The organism is Aminobacter sp. SR38, from assembly GCF_014843375.1.
Lineage (GTDB): Bacteria > Pseudomonadota > Alphaproteobacteria > Rhizobiales > Rhizobiaceae > Aminobacter > Aminobacter ciceronei.
Map to the genome: position 1 here is coordinate 5,356,925 of NZ_CP062112.1, position 16,974 is coordinate 5,373,898.

Here is a 16,974-nt window from a genome sequence, read left to right on the forward strand (position 1 = left end):
AACGCCTTCACGCCAAAGCGCACGATTACCACCCGAACTGCTTGGACAGGGAGACCTTGAACGTACGGCCCTTGGCATCGTCGTTCATCAGGAACTCCTTGTGCTGCTTGTTGAAGATGTTATCGACGCCGAAATTGGCTTCCCAGCCGGCGAGTTGGCCGTCCTGCGGCTTCCAGGTGACGAAGATGTCGTGGGTGTTGAAGGCCTTGGCGAAGCGTGTCGAGGTGGGATCGCTGACCGGGGCAGAGGTTCCGTCGCGGGCGGCATCCTGCGGGCCGGCCACGATGCGTGCCTTCCAGCCGAACGAAAGGTCGTAATCAGGCAGCTTGCCTCCGAGCGTCAACGCCAGCTCGTGTGGCGCCACGGTCGTCAGATAGGCATCGGTAAGCTTGTTCTTGCCGACCACGTAGGAATAGGCCGCATTGGCGAAAACATAATCGGAATCGTATGCCGCCTCGATCTCGAAGCCATAAATCTCGGCTTGGTCGATGTTGGTGAAACCCTGCTTGTTGTTGAATCCTGGCAGGAAGGGACGGTTCAGGGCGATAAGGTCCTTCACGTCGTTGTAGAAGCCGGTGACTTTCACCTGGCCGCTGTCACCAGCCTGCGCGAGGTCGAACCCGGACAGGGCGAAACCGGCCTCGAAATTGTTCGACTGTTCTTTCCTGAGCCCAAGGCTTGGCAGGAACGTCGATGACGAGCTTGCGGTGGAGAACACTTCGTCGATGGTCGGGAACCGCTCCGTATGGGCGATGGAACCGAACACAGCGAAGGTGTCATTGATCTTGTAGTGGGCGGCAATCTTTGGCGAGAAGGCGGTGTCGTCACTGGACGGCGCGTTCAATGCATCGTCCGGCGTCAGCTTGTGCCAGTCGAGACGCATGCCGGGGATGACGGTCAGCCGATCGTCCCAGACGAACTCGTTCTGAACGAACACACCTGTCTTGAGGTCCGTGCCCTGGGGATGGAAGGTGACCGGGAACTGCGTTCCATCATTGCGGAAAGCCTCGGCCTTACGGGTCTGGTAGCTCGACTGCGAACCGACCGTCAGGTGGTTTTCCCAATTGTCGCCAGCCCACTCCATAGTGTTCTGGGCATTGAATTGCCAGGTTTCATAGCCGTAGTTCGAGTCGCAGACGACTGCGAACGAGCCGGTGCCGCAGCCCGGGTTTCCCGGGCCCGGGTTACGCAGGTCCGCGTTGCGCTGCTCGTTGTAGGTATTGGAGTATGATGCCGACACCTTCACGTCGAGCATGTCGTTATCTGAGAACGGATTCTCGTAAGACGCCACGGCCGTGCGGTCGATGATGTGACGGTCGATGAGGCCAAAGAACGCGGCGGCGCTCGTCTGCGACAGCTGCTGATCTTCGAGCTCGGAATCCCACTGCTGGTAGGAAAGCCGAAGCTTGCCCTCGTCGCCGACATTGAACGTGCCCTTGGCGAGCCCGGACCAGGCCTTGAAATTGGTGCCGATGACTTCCTTGCCGTTGCCGGATTCGTAAGGGTCGGAAGCGCGGTAGTTGCCGGTCAAAAGGAACTCGGCGTTGTCGCCAAGCCGCTGGGCAAGCACGGAATTCACCAGGTAGCCATTGCCGTTGCTGTTCCAGGAGCTCTTCAGGCGCAGGGCACCGGTCTTTCCCTCGGCGATGAAATCGGAGGCATCCTTGGACTCGAAATTGATGACGCCGCCGAGGGCGCCCGAACCGTAGAGCGTCGAGGAGGCCGGCCCGCGGAGCACTTCGACGCGCTTGTAGAGTTCCGGGTCCGAGAAGAACGATCCCAGGCGATATTGCTCGTAGAACTTCTGCGCGCCATCGACGTTGACGATGATGCGGCCGCCGTCGCCGGTGTTTTCCGGCGCGCCGATGCCGCGGATGTTGAAGCTCTGGCCAAGCAGTCTGTCGGAGCCCGTCACGTTGACGCCGGGCGTCGCCCGGATGATTTCGCCGATCGTCTCGGGCTGAAGGCGGTCAATATCTTCCTGCTCCACGACGGTCACCGCCTGCGGCGTATCGATGGCGACCTTGGCGACGCCGGCGCTGACGACGAGACGTTGCAGGACGGTGACTCGCGGCTTCTTGTCCTGCTCAGTGGTTTTGGCTTCCTGCGCGTGAGCCGCATGCGCGCCCACGAACACCGCCATTGCCGCTCCGCCCAGCAGAGCTGCCTTATTCCGACCAACTAGCCCCATGTCCCACTCCAAAAAATGTCTCGTGCTGGCTTGCTTTTCGCTCGCCAGCAATTTTTCGCTCGCCGGCTGCGTCTTAAATCTTGACTTGATCACTCCGGTATTGCACTGACTAATAAACATGAATGTTCGAGTCAACTAATAGATTCAAGCATGAGGGCCTCGTCCGGGCTTTCCGGCGCGGCGGACGGATGAAGGAGTGGAATGAGATGAATTCGCACAATCCGAACCATTTCCGTTCTGGCCAATTCCGGCACGGATACCGCCGGCCTGAAGGCCAGGTTGCGGCGCGTCCGATCGCAGGTTCCCTCGCTGTCAGAACATTGACCAGCGAGTCGCTGTTTCTCGGTGAATTCGAGATCGGCATCGACCATGGCGGCGCTCTCTACCGCCTGAAGATTACCCGTCAGGGCAAGCTCATTCTCAACAAGTAGGTGTTTTCAAATGGACCAGCGCGTAAGGCCCAACCCACACGAAATCAGGCGGGCGCGAACTGACAACCCCAAGATGCGCGAGCGCGATCTCGCCAGCCAGCTCGGCATTTCCGAGGCTGAGCTGGTGGCCGCGCATTGCGGCGAGGGTGTCGTTCGCATCGAACCGCGCGTCAATGATCTGCTCGCCGGCATCGAGGCCGTCGGCGAGGTCATGGCTCTGACCCGCAACGAAAGCGCGGTCCATGAGAAGATCGGCATCTACGACAAGGTCGTGCCCGGCGCGCAAGCCGCGATGGTGCTCGGCGAACAGATCGATCTCAGGATCTTTCCGAGGGCCTGGGTTCATGGCTTTGCCGTGGAAAAGCGCGACGGCGACGACATTCGCCGCAGCCTGCAGTTCTTCGACGCCGCCGGCACGGCGGTGCACAAGATCCACCTGCGTCCGGCTTCCAACCTCTACGCATATCAGAAGCTGGTCGAAACCTTGATCAGCGACAATCAGGACCCGTCGATCGTGACGGTTCCTTCAGTGGTGAAGTCGCCGGACGAGGAGACGTCGACCGGTGTTGAGGAGTTGCGCGACCGCTGGAGCAAGCTGACCGACACGCATGAGTTCTTCGGCATGCTGAAGTCGCTCAAGCTCGGCCGCCAGCAGGCCATGCGCATGGTCGGCCAGGACTATGCCTGGAAGCTGGAACATGGCGCGCTGACCGAAGTGTTCGACCGGGCGGCCGCAAGCGGCCAGCTGATCATGTGCTTCGTCGGCAACCATGGCTGTATCCAGATTCATTCCGGCTCGGTCCAGAACATCAAGCCGATGGGTCCGTGGCTCAATGTGATGGACGAGACGTTCCACCTGCATCTCAGGACCGATCACGTCCACGAGCTCTGGGCAGTTCGCAAGCCGACCAAGGACGGCCATGTCACCTCGGTCGAGGCCTATGATGCCAATGGCGAGATGATCATCCAGTTCTTCGGCAAGCGTAAGGAAGGCCACGACGAGCGCGCGGATTGGCGCGACCTGGTCGAGTCCCTGCCGGTTGCGCAGCAGAACGCGGCCTGAGGAGCATGATGATGTCGACACCCCAACGGCTGCTTCGCTCAGCCGCACTAGGCCTGTCGGTGCTGCTGGCCACTGGCACCGCCAGCATGGCCGTCGAGGGCGCCACAGTCCTTCCTGATCGCACCCGCGTCGCCTCCGTCGGCGGCTCGATCACCGAAATCGTCTATGCGCTCGGCGAAGAGGGAGCGCTCATTGCCCGTGATTCGACCAGCGTCTATCCGGAAGCGGTCTTCAAGCTTCCCGACGTCGGCTATATGCGGGCGCTGTCGCCCGAGGGTGTGCTGTCGGTCAATCCGACCGGCATTCTGGCGCTCGAGGGCAGCGGCCCAAAGGAGGCGATCGACGTCCTCAAGAAGGCCAGCGTCCCGTATATCCAGGTGCCGGAAGGCTTCAGCCATGACGGCATCCTCCAGAAGATCCGCATCGTCGGCAAGGCGCTTGGCGCCGATGCCAAGGCCGAGGCGCTTGCCGCCGACGTCGGCAAGCAGCTGTCGGAAGCCGAGGCGCTGACCAAGGACATTGCGCAAGGCGAGCGCAAACGCGTGCTGTTCATCCTCAGCATGCAGGGCGGCAAAATCCTGGCGTCTGGCAACCATACCGCTGCCGACGGCATCATCGCGCTGGCAGGTGCCGTCAATGCGGTCGAAGGCTACCCTGGCTACAAGCAGCTCACCGACGAGGCGGCGATCACCGCCAGGCCCGATGTGATCTTGATGATGGATCGTGGCGGCGGCACCGCAGTCCCCGACGACGAGCTGTTCGCCCATCCAGCTATCGCCTCGACGCCGGCCGGTCAGGCCAGGCGAGTTATCCGCATGGACGGCGCCTATCTGCTCGGCTTCGGCCCGCGCACGGCAGCTGCGATCAAGGACCTCGCCGTTGCGCTCTATGGCGACGCCGTCAAGAAGTAAGGCCAGGACAGTGGTGGATGAAACGATCGCCGGCGGCGCCGGCGTGCAGGAGAGAGGTCGCCGAGTCGACGGCGACCGCTCCGCTCGTGCTTTGCTGGTCATCGGCCTGCTTGCCCTGGCGCTGGCCGCAACGGCGCTGTTCAGCCTGACATGGGGCGCATCCGACGCCTCGGCGCTTGGGCTCGTTCGCAGCTGGCTGTTCGGCGCGACGCCGGGCAATGAGGCGTTGTCGATGCGCGACAGCGTCATCGTCTACGACATTCGCCTGCCGCGCATCGTGCTGGGCATGCTGGTGGGCGCAGCGCTTGCCGTATCGGGCGCGGTCATGCAGGGCCTGTTCCGCAATCCGCTGGCCGATCCCGGCCTGGTCGGTGTATCGGCAGGCGCGGGCCTTGGCGCCGTCTCGGTGATCGTGCTGGGCGCGACCGTGCTTGCACCGTTCACGGCGCTGCTCGGCAGCTACGCGCTGCCATTCTCGGCATTTGGCGGTGGCCTGCTCACCACCATCATCCTCTACAATGTCGCCACGCGGCAGGGGCGCACCTCGATCGCCACCATGCTTTTGGCCGGCATCGCGCTGGGCGCGATGGCCATGGCCCTGACCGGGGTGCTGGTCTACATCGCCGACGACAGGCAATTGCGCGACCTGACATTCTGGCAGCTCGGCTCGCTGGCCGGCGCGACCTGGCTGAAGATCGCGGGTGCCGGCCCGATCATCGTCCTGGCCCTGGCGACGACGCCTTTCATGGCCAAGGGGCTGAATGCACTTGCCTTGGGCGAGGCGACGGCAAGCCATCTCGGCGTTCCGGTCCAGCGGCTGAAATATGTCGCGATCGTTGCGGTTTCGGCGGCGATCGGCGCATCGGTGGCGGTCAGCGGCGGCATCGGCTTTGTCGGCATCGTCGTGCCGCATCTGCTGCGCCTGGCGATCGGACCCGACAACCGCTACCTCTTGCCGGCGTCGGCGCTTCTGGGCGCATGCCTGCTGCTGCTGGCGGACGCGGTGAGCCGCACCATCGTGGCACCCGCCGAGTTGCCGATCGGCATCGTCACCGCCGCCGTCGGTGGCCCGTTCTTCCTGTGGATATTGCTGCGCAAGCGCGGCGTCGTCGATCTTTGATGCGGCGAACTGTGAGGTACTCATGATCGAAGCACGCCAGGTTTCGGTGTCGATCGGCAGCACGCGCATCGTCAGCGATGTGGATTTCACCGTACGTCCGGGTGAACTGGCAGCGATCGTCGGACCCAATGGTTCCGGCAAGACGACCTTCCTGAGAGCGCTGACGGGCGAACTGGCCTATTCGGGCCAGGTATCGCTCAATGGGCGCGACGCAGTGAAGCTGAAGCCATGGGAAGCGGCAAGCATCCGTGCGGTGCTGCCGCAGTCGACGGCGCTGTCATTTCCCTTCACGGTGCGCGAGATCGTCAAGCTTGGCGTGACGGGCGGCCGCTCAGGCGCATTGGCGGGCGAGGACGACCGGCTGCCGGAGCGGGCGCTGGCCCGGGTCGATCTCGAAGGCTTTGCCGGACGCTTCTATCAGGAGCTTTCAGGCGGCGAACAGCAGCGCGTGCAGCTTGCCCGCGTCTTGTGCCAGGTGTGGGCGCCGGTGCTGGACGGGCAGCCGCGCTATCTGTTCCTCGACGAGCCGGTGTCGAGCCTCGACATCAAGCACCAGCTGATCATCATGAACATCGCCCGCGATTTCGCGCGGCGCGGCGGCGGCGTTGTCGCGATCCTGCACGACCTCAATCTGACGGCGATGTATGCCGACCAGATCTGCGTCATGCATCGCGGCAAGCTTGCGGCCGCGGGTGCCCCGCAGGTCGTGCTCACCGATGGTCTGATCGAAAAGGTGTTCGGCTGCCGGCTGCGCGTCGGTGCGCTGCCTCAGGGGGATATCCCGTTCGTGCTGCCGCAATCGGCCGTGGCCTGAAGCCTTTGCACTTGGCCAGGGCGTGTCAGCTGGCCAGGGCGCTGGGCTCGGGGAAGTGCAGCCCGAGCAGGTCGCGCATGTTGGGACGTGCAGCGACCAGATCGGCGATGGTGTAGCGCGCCAGCACTTCGAAGAAGGCGTTGAGCGCTTCGCGCAGGGCGGAATTCAGGCCGCAGCTGTCGACAAGCGGGCACTCGGCGGCATCGTTCTCGAAGCACTCGGCCATGGCGAAGCTCTCTTCGGTGACGCGGACGACGTCGAAGAGCGAGATCTGGTCGGCCGGCTTGGCAAGGCGCACGCCGCCGTTGCGGCCACGCACCGTCTCGACCAGCTTGGCTTCGACCAGCGGCTGCAGGATTTTGAACAGGAACAGTTCCGACACCGTATAGGCAGCGGCGATTTCAGGAACGCGGCTCAGCCGTCCTTCATTGGCCGCGCAATACATCAGGATGCGCATGGCGTAGTTGGTCTGGCGTGTGAGGCGCATTGCGTGTTCCTTGCTCTGCGTTGAGTCCGCGAGTCCGGCTAATATGGCCCATACCTTAGAACAATTCCAGACAGGGTTTCAAATTATATATGACGGAGATAGTCATATTTTTGGCGCATAGCAGCCTTGCATTTACGTAAAGGTCAAAACGGTTGATTTTGATGCTGCGCTGCACAATATTAGCGATGTCGGGAGTTGGAGACTCAGGGAGGAACCCATGAGGACTGCGACATGGAACAGATCATACGCACACAAAGGCCATTGACGGGCGTCATCCGTCAGTTGCGGCCGTCCGATCTGCCCCGCTTTGCCGAACATCTGCTGAGACTTGACGACCAGAGCCGGCGCGACCGCTTCAACGGCCTGACCCATGACGGCTTTCTCCAAGCCTATGCCGAGCGCAGCTTCCGCGAGGGGGCGACGGTCATCGGCTATGTCGAGGGCGACAAGGTACTTGCCGCAGCCGAGCTGCACGAACGCGCCGAAGAGAGCGAGCCGACTGCCGAAATCGCCTTCAGCGTCGAGCACAAGATCCAGAACCTGGGCATCGGCGGACGGCTTTTCCAGCGCCTCGTTGCCCAGGCGAGGGGGCTCGGCTACCTCAGGCTGCAGGTGACGACGCACGCCAACAACAGCGCCATGAAGGCGCTGGCCCGGCGTTTCAATGCCAAACTCAGCTTCCAGCACGGCGAAACCAACGGCATCATCGAACTCGACGGCGCGGCAGGCCTTGATGCCGATTGGCGCGCGTCCGCCGTTCTCGGCAGGCGCGGTGCCGGCAAGGCCATTGCTGCCTGACCTGCCTCGACGAGGCGCGGCTGCGCTCATCGATGCGCCGCAGATCGGCGATCCCGGTCACCTGGATTTGCGGGCTCCCGGCATCACCCTTTCAAGCACAGGCTTTTCAGGATGAGGAAATCTGATTTGCCGGAAGGGTTGTAATCGGGCGCGCCGTCTCGATATCTGACCGGCATGGGACATGTTTGTCGCGTCGGCCTGGCTGCCACGGGCGAGGGCGGGAAATGAGCAAGGACGGACCTGGAATGGTTGCAGCAAACGGCGACGCCATGCCCACGGCCTTGAGTGCCGACGAGGCGGCAAAACTGTCCGCCCTGCGGCGGACAAAGTTCATCGCAACCGGCGCACTGGTTGTCTGCGTTGCTATCTTTGCCCTCGCCAAGTCGCTGCAGGGGCGCTGGCCGTGGCTCGGTTTTGTCGCCGCCTTTGCCGAGGCGGCGACGATCGGCGGCCTCGCCGACTGGTATGCCGTGGTGGCGCTGTTCAAGCGGCCGCTCGGCCTGCCGATCCCGCATACGGCAATCATTCCATCCAATCAAAACCGGATCGCCGACAATCTCGGCCGTTTCATCGAATCCAACTTCCTGGCGCCGGAGCCGGTGCGGCAGAAGCTCAAGGAAGTGGATTTCGCAGCGCTCGTCGCCGATTGGCTGTCGGACCGCCAAAGAGCGGAGGGGCTGTCGGTTTTTGTCGGCCGGCTGGTGCCGCAGATGCTGCAGGCGATCGAAGGCTCGGGCCTGCGGGATTTCGCGACGCGGCGTATGTTGGAGCGCATCGGCAAGGTCGAGGTCGCACCGCTGGTGGCGGAGCTGTTGACAGCCTTCACCGAAGATCGCCGCCACCAGCGCCTGCTCGACGAGTTCACCAAGATCATCGGCAATTTCCTCAGCGACGAGCAGGCTCTGACCGTGCTGCGCGAGAAGATCAGGGAAGAGCTGCCGTCGGTGTTCAATCTGTTCCGGGCCGATGCCTATCTGCTCAAGCGGATCGTGGCGTCGGCAGCGACGCTGCTTGAAGATGTCAGGGGCGATCCCGACCATCCGCTGCGCGGCGAGTTCGACCAGTTCGTCCACGGTTTCATCGACCAGCTTCGCCATTCGCCTGACTATGCCAAGCGCGCCGAGCAGCTGAAGCGCAACTTCCTCGCCCGCCCGGAGTTGCGCGGGCTGGCGCAGGATGTCTGGAAAAGCATGCGCGGTTTCATCGAGCAGGATGTCGCGTCGCCCAATTCGATGACGCGAAGGCACCTGACCAGCCTGTTCGTCGAAGTCGGCCAGAACCTGGCGCGCGACCCCCATATCCGCGCCGACATGAATGCCGGTTTCGTCGTGGCACTCGCCTCGTTCGTCGAAAGCCAGAAAAGCGGTGTTTCCGGTTTCATCTCCGAACAGGTCAAGCGCTGGGATCTCGGCCAGCTGACCCGGCTGATCGAGATCAACATCGGCCGCGACCTGCAATATATCCGCTTCAACGGCATGCTGATCGGTGGTCTTGCCGGCCTCGCGCTGTATTCACTCGAGTTGCTGGTGCTTGCGAATTGACCGGCCGCCTTGCTCGTCTATGCTGACCTTGCGACCTCCGGGGGACGCCCGGAGCCAAACGGGAGCGAGCCATGGCGAAGAAGCCGGAACCGGAATCCTTCATGGACATGTTTTCGAAATTCGGGCGCGACCTGAAGATGCCCGCGGTCGATGTCGACACGATCATCGGCCATCACCGCAAGAATCTCGAGGCGCTGGAACAATCGGTCAAGGCGACGGCCTCCGGAGCCTCGTCGCTGGTGGCGAAGCAGCGCGAGATGCTGCAGGAAGCCTTGCATGAGATCACCGAGGCCGCCCAGGGGCTTCGGGCGCCAGGCAACCCGCAGGAGCTGATTTCCAGGCAGGCCGACTTCGCCAAGCGCTCATTCGAGGCTGCCGTCAAGAATGCCGGCGAGGTAGCCTCCATCGTACGCAAGTCGGGCACGGAATCCGTCGATATCCTGCGCAGCCGCATCCATGAATCGATCGAGGAAATCCGCGACAGCTTCGACAAGAAGAAGTAGCCGTACCGATCCAGTCCTGACCTCAGCTCTCTTGTGGGTTTCGCGAGAGCGCTCGCGCATTGCCCGCGATCGGATGCTATTGAAGGGCGATCACCATCGGAGCGTGGTGCGTCCGTCCGGGCGCACAAAGACGCTTTAACACTTTGAATCCGGCTATTGTGGCTTCCGCGAATCGATACGGACTCGCGGACCGGCGCAGCAGGGTTCAACTGGGGTAGAGGATGAAGGTAGGCATCGAGATGGGGGCGGCGTCCGGCGGGACGAAGGCTCAGGTTGATCTCGAAGAACTGTTGGCGACCCGTTTGCTGGTTCAAGGCAATTCGGGCTCGGGAAAGTCGCATCTGTTGCGTCGCCTGCTCGAACAGAGCGCGCCGTGGGTGCAGCAGTGCGTCATCGACCCCGAGGGTGATTTCGTAACGCTCGCCGACAAGTTCGGACATGTCGTCGTCGATGCCCAGCGTACCGAAGCCGAACTGACCCGCATTGCCGGCCGAATCCGCCAGCATCGCGTATCGGTCGTGCTCAATCTCGAGGGCCTCGACGTCGAGCAGCAGATGCGTGGTGCCGCAGCGTTCCTGAACGGCATGTTCGATGCCGAGCGTGATTTCTGGTACCCGGTTCTGGTCGTGGTCGACGAGGCGCAGCTGTTTGCGCCGGCCATCGCCGGCGAGGTCTCCGACGAAGCCCGCAAGATCTCGCTTGGCGCGATGACCAACCTGATGTGCCGCGGCCGCAAGCGCGGCCTGGCCGGCGTCATCGCCACCCAGCGCCTGGCCAAGCTCGCCAAGAACGTCGCCGCCGAGGCGTCCAACTTCCTGATGGGCCGCACCTTCCTCGACATCGACATGGCGCGCGCCGCCGACCTGCTCGGCATGGAGCGGCGCCAGGCCGAAATGTTCCGCGATCTGGCGCGCGGCAATTTCATCGCGCTTGGACCGGCGATGTCGCGCCGGCCGCTGCCGGTCGCCATCGGCCCGGTCGAGACCTCGGCACGTTCGGTCAGCCCCAAGCTGATGCCACTGCCCGACGCCAGCGAAGACACGCGCGACCTGATCTTTGCGCCGGCGCCGCTGGAAGCGCGCCAGACGGTCCGACGCACGGCGCCGCCTGCGCCGACGCCCACGGCCGATATCATCGCCCAGCTTTCCCAGGTGCGCGCCGAGGCCTCGGCGCCCGTTGCCGAGCCGATCTTCCCGCTGTTCGATGAAGCTGAGCGCGAGGCCCTGATCGATACCATCGTGCGCGAGATGGTCGAGGATCCCGACGCGGCGTTCCGTACGGACGCCGTGCTGTACCAGGATTTTCTCGTCCGCTGCCGCATCAAGCGTATGCAGGGCGAGCCGCCGCCGCTGTCGATGTTCCGCCGCCGCTACGCGGTGGCGCGTTCGGGCATCGATGAAGAAACCGCGTCGAGCGATACCTGGCAACAGGCCCTCGGCATGTCCGTGACACTTCCCGAGGATCTGCAGGCGGTGTTCCTGATCGTTGCCCAGGCAGCGGTCAAAGGCGCGCCTTGCCCATCCGACGCTGCGATCGCGCATGCCTATGGCAGCCATTCGGCGCGCCGGGCGCGGCGGCTGCTGACCTATTTCGAGGAGCAGGGGCTGGTTGTCGTGCGCACCGATTTCCACGGCAAGCGCTCGGTGGCGTTCCCCGAACTCGGCTGCGAAACAGCCCCCGGCGACCCCGAGAGAACCGACGATCTGCCCGAGCGCGAGGCTGCGGAATAGCCTTTCCGCTGCGCTTGGAGGTTGACAAACGCGCCTCGTTTATGGTCCCCAACGCCGACTTGGCCAGCTCATGTCAGGAGAGGGAAGCGTGCGGAAGCCCATCGAGACCTATGAGGAATTGCGCGAAAATATCGGGCAGGAACTCGGCGTTTCCGATTGGGTGCTTGTCGACCAGAGCCGCATCGATGCCTTTGCCGACTGCACCGGCGACCGCCAGTGGATCCACGTCGATCCCGAAAGAGCGAAACGGCGCAGTCCGTTCCGCACCACGGTGGCGCATGGCTTCCTGACATTGTCGCTGATTGGCGCGCTGGTCCAGGAAATCGGCGTGGTGCCCGAGAATACGCTTGCTGCCTTCAACTATGGCCTCGACAAGGTGCGTTTCATCTCGCCGGTGAAGGTCGGCTCGCGGGTGCGCCTGCGCACCGTGCTGATGTCGATGGACGACAAGGGCCCGGGCCAATATCTGCTCAAGGCCGAAAACACCATCGAGATCGAAGGCGAGGACAAGCCGGCGCTCGTCGCCGAAACGCTCGTCATGCTCTACGAAAAGCGCAAGAAGGCGACGGCCTGAGCCGCCGCCCGCCAGTTACCGTGCAGCGATCGAAATCTCGATCTCGCCGACGCCGTCGACACCGCCTGTCATGCGGTCTCCTGGCTTGACCGCGCCGACGCCCGCCGGCGTGCCGGTGTAGATCAGGTCGCCGGCCTTCAGTTCCATCGATTCACTGCAGATGGCGATCACTTCGGGGATCGACCAGATCAGTTCGGAGAGGTCGCCTTGCTGCCTGGTTTCGCCATTGACGGCGAGCCACACCCGGCCTTTGTCGGGGTGGCCGATGTCGGACACCGACACCAGCGGTCCGCATGGTGCCGAGCGGTCGAAACCCTTGCCCCAATCCCAGGGGCGACCGAGTTTCTTGGCGGCGTCCTGCAGGTCGCGGCGGGTCAAGTCGATGCCGACGCCGTAGCCCCAGACGTGGTCGAGCGCGTCGGCCGCGGCGATGTTCGATCCGCCCTTGGCGATGGCGACGACAAGCTCGATCTCGTGGTGCAGGTCGCCGGTCAGCGGCGGGTAGGGGATCGTCTTGCCGCTGTCGACGACAGAATCTGCCGGCTTGCCGAAGAAGAACGGCGGCTCGCGATCGGGATCCTTGCCCATTTCGCGGGCATGCGCTGCGTAGTTGCGGCCGACGCAGAAGATGCGCCGTACCGGAAACCGGTGCGAAGATCCTGAAATGGCGACCGAAGCTGGCTCGGGCGGAGAGATGACGAAGTTGACCAAGCAGGGCCTCCCGCAAACGTGATGACGGCTTTTGGCACGATCCGCGCGCGCATTCCACTTGCAATCTGCAGTCTGGCCACTTGCAATCTGCAGCCTGGGAAGTGGCCGTTGCTGGCTGGGCTGCAAGTTGGCTGAAGTCGAAGCGGCCGCGATCAGGCGTCTTTTCTGCGCTGGCATGCACGCATTGCGTGTCTGGATCCAAAAAGGCGCTTGCAGCCTGCATTTGCACAGATAGGATTTGCTCACCTGACTGGTGCGGGGTCTGCCTGGCCGGTCGCGGCAACATGGGAGGTTTCATGTCGGAGGTATCTTTGGTCGTGAATGGCCGAAAGGTCAGCGGCGCGGTGGAGGACCGCACGCTTCTCGTTCATTTCCTGCGTGAGCATTTGGGGCTGACCGGAACGCATGTCGGTTGCGATACGTCGCAATGCGGTGCCTGCGTCGTCCACGTTGACGGCAAGGCGATGAAGTCCTGCTCGATGCTTGCGGTACAGGCCTCGGGTTCGACCGTTACCACCATCGAAGGCCTCGCCAATGGCGCCGACCTTCATCCCGTCCAGGCGGCGTTCAAGGAACATCATGGCCTGCAGTGCGGCTTTTGCACGCCGGGCATGATCATGACGGCGACCGACATGATCCGCAGGCATCCCGAAGGCCTCGACGAGGCGACCGTGCGCGCGGAGCTCGAAGGCAACATCTGCCGCTGCACAGGTTACCACAACATCGTCAAGGCGATCCTCGCCGCTTCGAAAACGATGTCGAAGGCGTCCAAGAGCAAGGCGAAAAAGGCGGCATAGGGGCGGGGAGCGAAGGGCGCAGGGACATGGTCCCTTACGCCGTCGCGGTCTCCTTCCATAGCCACCATTCGCCATCTGCTTTTTGAGTTCGGGAGGAACTGAAATGGGAATCGAAGGCATCGGCGCGCGGGTTGCGCGCAAGGAAGACAAGAGATTCATCACAGGCGCCGGACGTTATGTCGACGACATGGTCGTGCCGGGCATGAAACACGCAGCATTCGTGCGCAGCCCGCACGCCCATGCCGACATCAAGAAGATCGACACCAAAAAGGCCGAGGCGATGCCGGGTGTCATCGGCGTGCTGACCGGCAAGCAGCTCAAGGCCGACGGCATCGGCAACCTGATCTGTGGTTGGATGATCCATTCCAAAGATGGTTCGCCGATGAAGATGGGTGCGTGGTCGCCGCTGGCGGTCGACCGGGTGCGCTATGTCGGTGATGCCGTCGTGGTGGTGGTGGCCGACACCAAGGGCCAGGCGCGCGACGCCGCCGAAGCTGTCGAGATCACTTACAAGGAACGCAAATCGGTTGCCGATGCGGTCGATGCGCTCGCCAAGGGCGCGCCACAGCTTCATCCCGAAGCCGACGGCAACCTGATCTTCGACTGGGGCATCGGCGACGAAGCTGCGACCGACGCCGCCCTCAAGTCGGCTGCCCACATCACCCGGCTCAACATCGTCAACAACCGGCTGGTTCCGAATGCGATGGAGCCGCGCGCGGCCCTTGGCCACTACGACAAGGCCGAGGATCACTACACCTGCTGGACGACCTCGCAGAACCCGCATGTCGCCCGGCTGGTGATGAGCGCGTTCTACAACGTCGCGCCGGAAAACAAGCTGCGTGTCATCGCACCCGACGTCGGCGGCGGCTTCGGCTCGAAGATCTACATCTATCCCGAGGAAATCGTCTGCCTGTGGGCCTCGAAGCGGACCGGCGTGCCGGTCAAGTGGGTGGCCGACCGCACCGAGAGTTTCCTCACCGACGCCCATGGCCGCGACCATCACACCACTGTCGAGATGGGTTTCGACAAGAACAACAGGATCGTTGGGCTGAAAGTCGACACGGTCGCCAATCTCGGCGCCTACATGTCGCTATTTTCCTCGGCGACGCCGACCTATCTCTACGCCACGCTGCTGTCGGGCCAGTACAACATCCCGGCGATCTACGGCAATGTGCGCACCGTCTATACCAACACCGCACCGGTCGATGCCTATCGCGGGGCAGGCCGGCCTGAAGCCACCTTCGTGCTCGAGCGCACCATGGAGATTGCCGCGCGCGAGCTCGGCGTGTCGCCGGCCGAACTCAGGCGAACCAACTTCATCACCCAGTTCCCGCACCAGACGCCCGTCATCATGTGCTACGACGCCGGCAATTACGGCGCCTCGCTCGACGCTGCGATGAAGCAGGCCGACTATGCCGGCTTTGCCAAGCGCAAGGCTGCGGCGGCCAAGAAAGGCAAGCTGCGCGGCATCGGCATGAGCTGCTACATCGAGGCCTGCGGCATTGCGCCGTCGGCGGCGGTGGGGTCGCTCGGCGCAGGTGTCGGCCTGTGGGAATCCGCCGAGGTGCGGGTCAATGCCGTCGGGACCATCGAGGTTTTGACCGGCTCGCACAGCCACGGCCAGGGCCATGAGACGACCTTCGCCCAGCTCGTCAACTCGCGCTTCGGCGTGCCGCTCGACAGTGTCTCCATCGTCCATGGCGACACTGACAAGGTGCAGATGGGCATGGGCACCTATGGCTCGCGCTCGGGCGCAGTCGGCATGTCGGCGATCGTCAAGGCGCTCGACAAGGTCGAGGCCAAGGCCAAGAAGATCGCAGCACATCTGCTCGAGGCCGACGAGGGTGACATCGTCATCGAGAACGGCCAGCTCAAGGTCGCCGGCACCGACAAGAATGTGCCGTGGTTCCAGATGGCGCTTGCCGCCTATACCGCACACAACCTGCCGCAAGGCATGGAGCCCGGCCTGAAGGAGACGGCATTCTACGATCCGTCGAACTTCACCTTCCCGGCCGGCTGCTACATCTGCGAGGTCGAGATCGATCCCGAGACCGGCAAGACCGATATCGTCCAGTTCGTCGCTGCCGACGATTTCGGCAACATCATCAATCCGATGATCGTCGAAGGGCAGGTGCATGGCGGCATCGCCCAGGGCGTCGGCCAGGCGCTGCTGGAAGGCGCTGTCTATGACGCCAGCGGCCAGCTTCTGACGGCAAGCTACATGGACTACACCATGCCGCGTGCCGACGATCTGCCGTCGTTCCAGATATCGACGTCGAACACGCCCTGTCCGAGCAATCCGCTCGGCATCAAGGGCTGCGGCGAGGCCGGCGCCATCGGTTCGCCGCCGGCGGTCATCAACGCCATCACCGATGCGCTCGGCCACGACAACCTGACCATGCCGGCGACGCCGGGCAAGGTCTGGGCCGCATTGCGCGCCGGCACGAAGCACTGAGGAGGACGCACCATGTATTCCGTCAACTATCATCGCGCCACCTCGGTCGCGGACGCCGCCAAGAAGATCAAAAGCGGTGACGCCAAATATCTCGCCGGCGGCATGACGCTGATCCCGGCGATGAAGACACGGCTCGCAGCCCCCTCGGACCTGGTCGACCTGAACCACATCGCCGACCTCAAGGGCATCAAGGTCTCGGGCAAGAACGTCACCATCGGTGCGGCGACGACGCATTTCGACGTCGCCAATGACGAGAAGCTGAAAAAGGTCTGCCCGGCCTTGTCGCATCTCGCCAGCCACATCGGCGATCCCGCCGTCCGGCATCGCGGCACCATCGGCGGGTCGGTCGCCAACAACGATCCGGCGGCCGACTACCCCTCGGCGCTGCTGGCGCTGGGCGCGACCATCGTCACCAACAAGCGCCAGATCGCCGCCGACAAATTCTTCAAGGGCCTGTTCGAAACAGCGCTCAAGGACGACGAGATCGTCACCGCCGTCACCTTCACCGCGCCGGCCAGGTCGGGCTACGCCAAGTTCCCGAACCCGGCGTCGCGTTATGCCATGACCGGCGTGTTCGTGACCAAGGGCAAGGATGGCGTGCGTGCGGCAGTCACCGGGGCAGGCGACGACGGCGTGTTCCGCTCCAAGGAGATCGAGGCGGCGCTGACCAGGAAGTTCGAGGCATCGGCGCTGGAGGGGGTGACGGTTCCGTCAGGCAGCCTGATGGGTGACATCCATGCCACACCGGAGTATCGCGCCAACCTGGTGGTGGTGATGGCCAAACGTGCGGTCATGGCCGCCAACGCCTGAGGGCCAGCAAACGCAAAAAATGCCGAGAGGGGCCTCCG

At 63.4% G+C, this 16,974-nt stretch carries 16 protein-coding genes; 13 read left to right on the plus strand and 3 right to left on the minus strand.

Translation table 11 applies throughout. From position 1 onward, the window contains the following. Positions 1–25: 25 nt before the first annotated feature. A complete protein-coding gene (locus IG197_RS26195; RefSeq protein ID WP_210346886.1) occupies positions 26–2,143 on the minus strand; it encodes a TonB-dependent hemoglobin/transferrin/lactoferrin family receptor in 2,118 nt (705 codons plus the stop codon). A gap of 254 nt (positions 2,144–2,397) precedes the next feature. Between IG197_RS26195 and hemP the strand changes: the two genes are divergently transcribed. Genes hemP through IG197_RS26220 form a run of 5 tightly spaced genes read left to right on the plus strand, consistent with a single transcriptional unit; the run spans position 2,398 to position 6,530 of the window. After that, on the plus strand, positions 2,398–2,622 hold the full coding sequence (gene hemP, locus IG197_RS26200) for a hemin uptake protein HemP (protein ID WP_192315818.1): 225 nt from the start codon (positions 2,398–2,400) through the stop codon (positions 2,620–2,622). Positions 2,623–2,632: 10 nt separating this feature from the next. Next, positions 2,633–3,685: a hemin-degrading factor gene (locus IG197_RS26205; protein WP_192315819.1), complete on the plus strand. Its 1,053-nt coding sequence runs from the start codon at positions 2,633–2,635 to the stop codon at positions 3,683–3,685. Positions 3,686–3,693: 8 nt separating this feature from the next. After that, positions 3,694–4,596, plus strand: a complete 903-nt coding sequence (locus tag IG197_RS26210) for a hemin ABC transporter substrate-binding protein (RefSeq protein WP_371746566.1) — start codon at positions 3,694–3,696, stop codon at positions 4,594–4,596. 10 nt (positions 4,597–4,606) lie between these two features. Continuing rightward, a complete protein-coding gene (locus IG197_RS26215; protein WP_192315821.1) occupies positions 4,607–5,716 on the plus strand; it encodes an iron ABC transporter permease in 1,110 nt (369 codons plus the stop codon). A gap of 22 nt (positions 5,717–5,738) precedes the next feature. Continuing rightward, the gene (locus IG197_RS26220) at positions 5,739–6,530 is read left to right on the plus strand and encodes a heme ABC transporter ATP-binding protein (protein WP_067961130.1); all 792 of its coding nucleotides are present in this window, start codon (positions 5,739–5,741) and stop codon (positions 6,528–6,530) included. A 25-nt stretch (positions 6,531–6,555) separates the two neighbouring features. On the opposite strand, the gene rirA is transcribed toward IG197_RS26220, so the two are convergent. Next, a complete protein-coding gene (gene rirA / locus IG197_RS26225) occupies positions 6,556–7,017 on the minus strand; it encodes an iron-responsive transcriptional regulator RirA (RefSeq protein ID WP_067961133.1) in 462 nt (153 codons plus the stop codon). A 231-nt stretch (positions 7,018–7,248) separates the two neighbouring features. On the opposite strand from rirA, the gene IG197_RS26230 reads away from it, so the two are divergent. The 5 genes from IG197_RS26230 to IG197_RS26250 all read left to right on the plus strand — a co-directional run bounded on the left by IG197_RS26230 (position 7,249) and on the right by IG197_RS26250 (position 12,163). Beyond that, a complete protein-coding gene (locus tag IG197_RS26230) occupies positions 7,249–7,815 on the plus strand; it encodes a GNAT family N-acetyltransferase (protein WP_192315822.1) in 567 nt (188 codons plus the stop codon). Between the two features lie 245 nt (positions 7,816–8,060). Further along, the gene (locus tag IG197_RS26235) at positions 8,061–9,356 is read left to right on the plus strand and encodes a DUF445 domain-containing protein (RefSeq protein WP_246765254.1); all 1,296 of its coding nucleotides are present in this window, start codon (positions 8,061–8,063) and stop codon (positions 9,354–9,356) included. A gap of 71 nt (positions 9,357–9,427) precedes the next feature. Next, a complete protein-coding gene (locus tag IG197_RS26240) occupies positions 9,428–9,859 on the plus strand; it encodes a phasin family protein (RefSeq protein ID WP_067961147.1) in 432 nt (143 codons plus the stop codon). Positions 9,860–10,080: 221 nt separating this feature from the next. Further along, the gene (locus tag IG197_RS26245; protein WP_192315823.1) at positions 10,081–11,589 is read left to right on the plus strand and encodes an ATP-binding protein; all 1,509 of its coding nucleotides are present in this window, start codon (positions 10,081–10,083) and stop codon (positions 11,587–11,589) included. Between the two features lie 70 nt (positions 11,590–11,659). After that, a complete protein-coding gene (locus tag IG197_RS26250; RefSeq protein WP_192315824.1) occupies positions 11,660–12,163 on the plus strand; it encodes a MaoC family dehydratase in 504 nt (167 codons plus the stop codon). A gap of 15 nt (positions 12,164–12,178) precedes the next feature. On the opposite strand, the gene IG197_RS26255 is transcribed toward IG197_RS26250, so the two are convergent. Beyond that, positions 12,179–12,874 (minus strand): fumarylacetoacetate hydrolase family protein, encoded by a 696-nt coding sequence (locus IG197_RS26255; protein ID WP_192315825.1) that lies wholly within the window; start codon positions 12,872–12,874, stop codon positions 12,179–12,181. Positions 12,875–13,170: 296 nt separating this feature from the next. On the opposite strand from IG197_RS26255, the gene IG197_RS26260 reads away from it, so the two are divergent. From IG197_RS26260 to IG197_RS26270, 3 genes are all read left to right on the plus strand, one after another. After that, positions 13,171–13,671: a (2Fe-2S)-binding protein gene (locus tag IG197_RS26260; protein ID WP_067961159.1), complete on the plus strand. Its 501-nt coding sequence runs from the start codon at positions 13,171–13,173 to the stop codon at positions 13,669–13,671. 103 nt (positions 13,672–13,774) lie between these two features. Continuing rightward, complete coding sequence (locus tag IG197_RS26265; protein WP_067961162.1) at positions 13,775–16,126, plus strand: xanthine dehydrogenase family protein molybdopterin-binding subunit; 2,352 nt, start codon at positions 13,775–13,777, stop codon at positions 16,124–16,126. Positions 16,127–16,138: 12 nt separating this feature from the next. Beyond that, positions 16,139–16,936 carry a xanthine dehydrogenase family protein subunit M gene (locus IG197_RS26270; RefSeq protein ID WP_067961167.1) on the plus strand — a complete coding sequence of 266 codons (798 nt, stop codon included), beginning with the start codon at positions 16,139–16,141 and terminating at the stop codon, positions 16,934–16,936. Positions 16,937–16,974 lie beyond the last annotated feature (38 nt).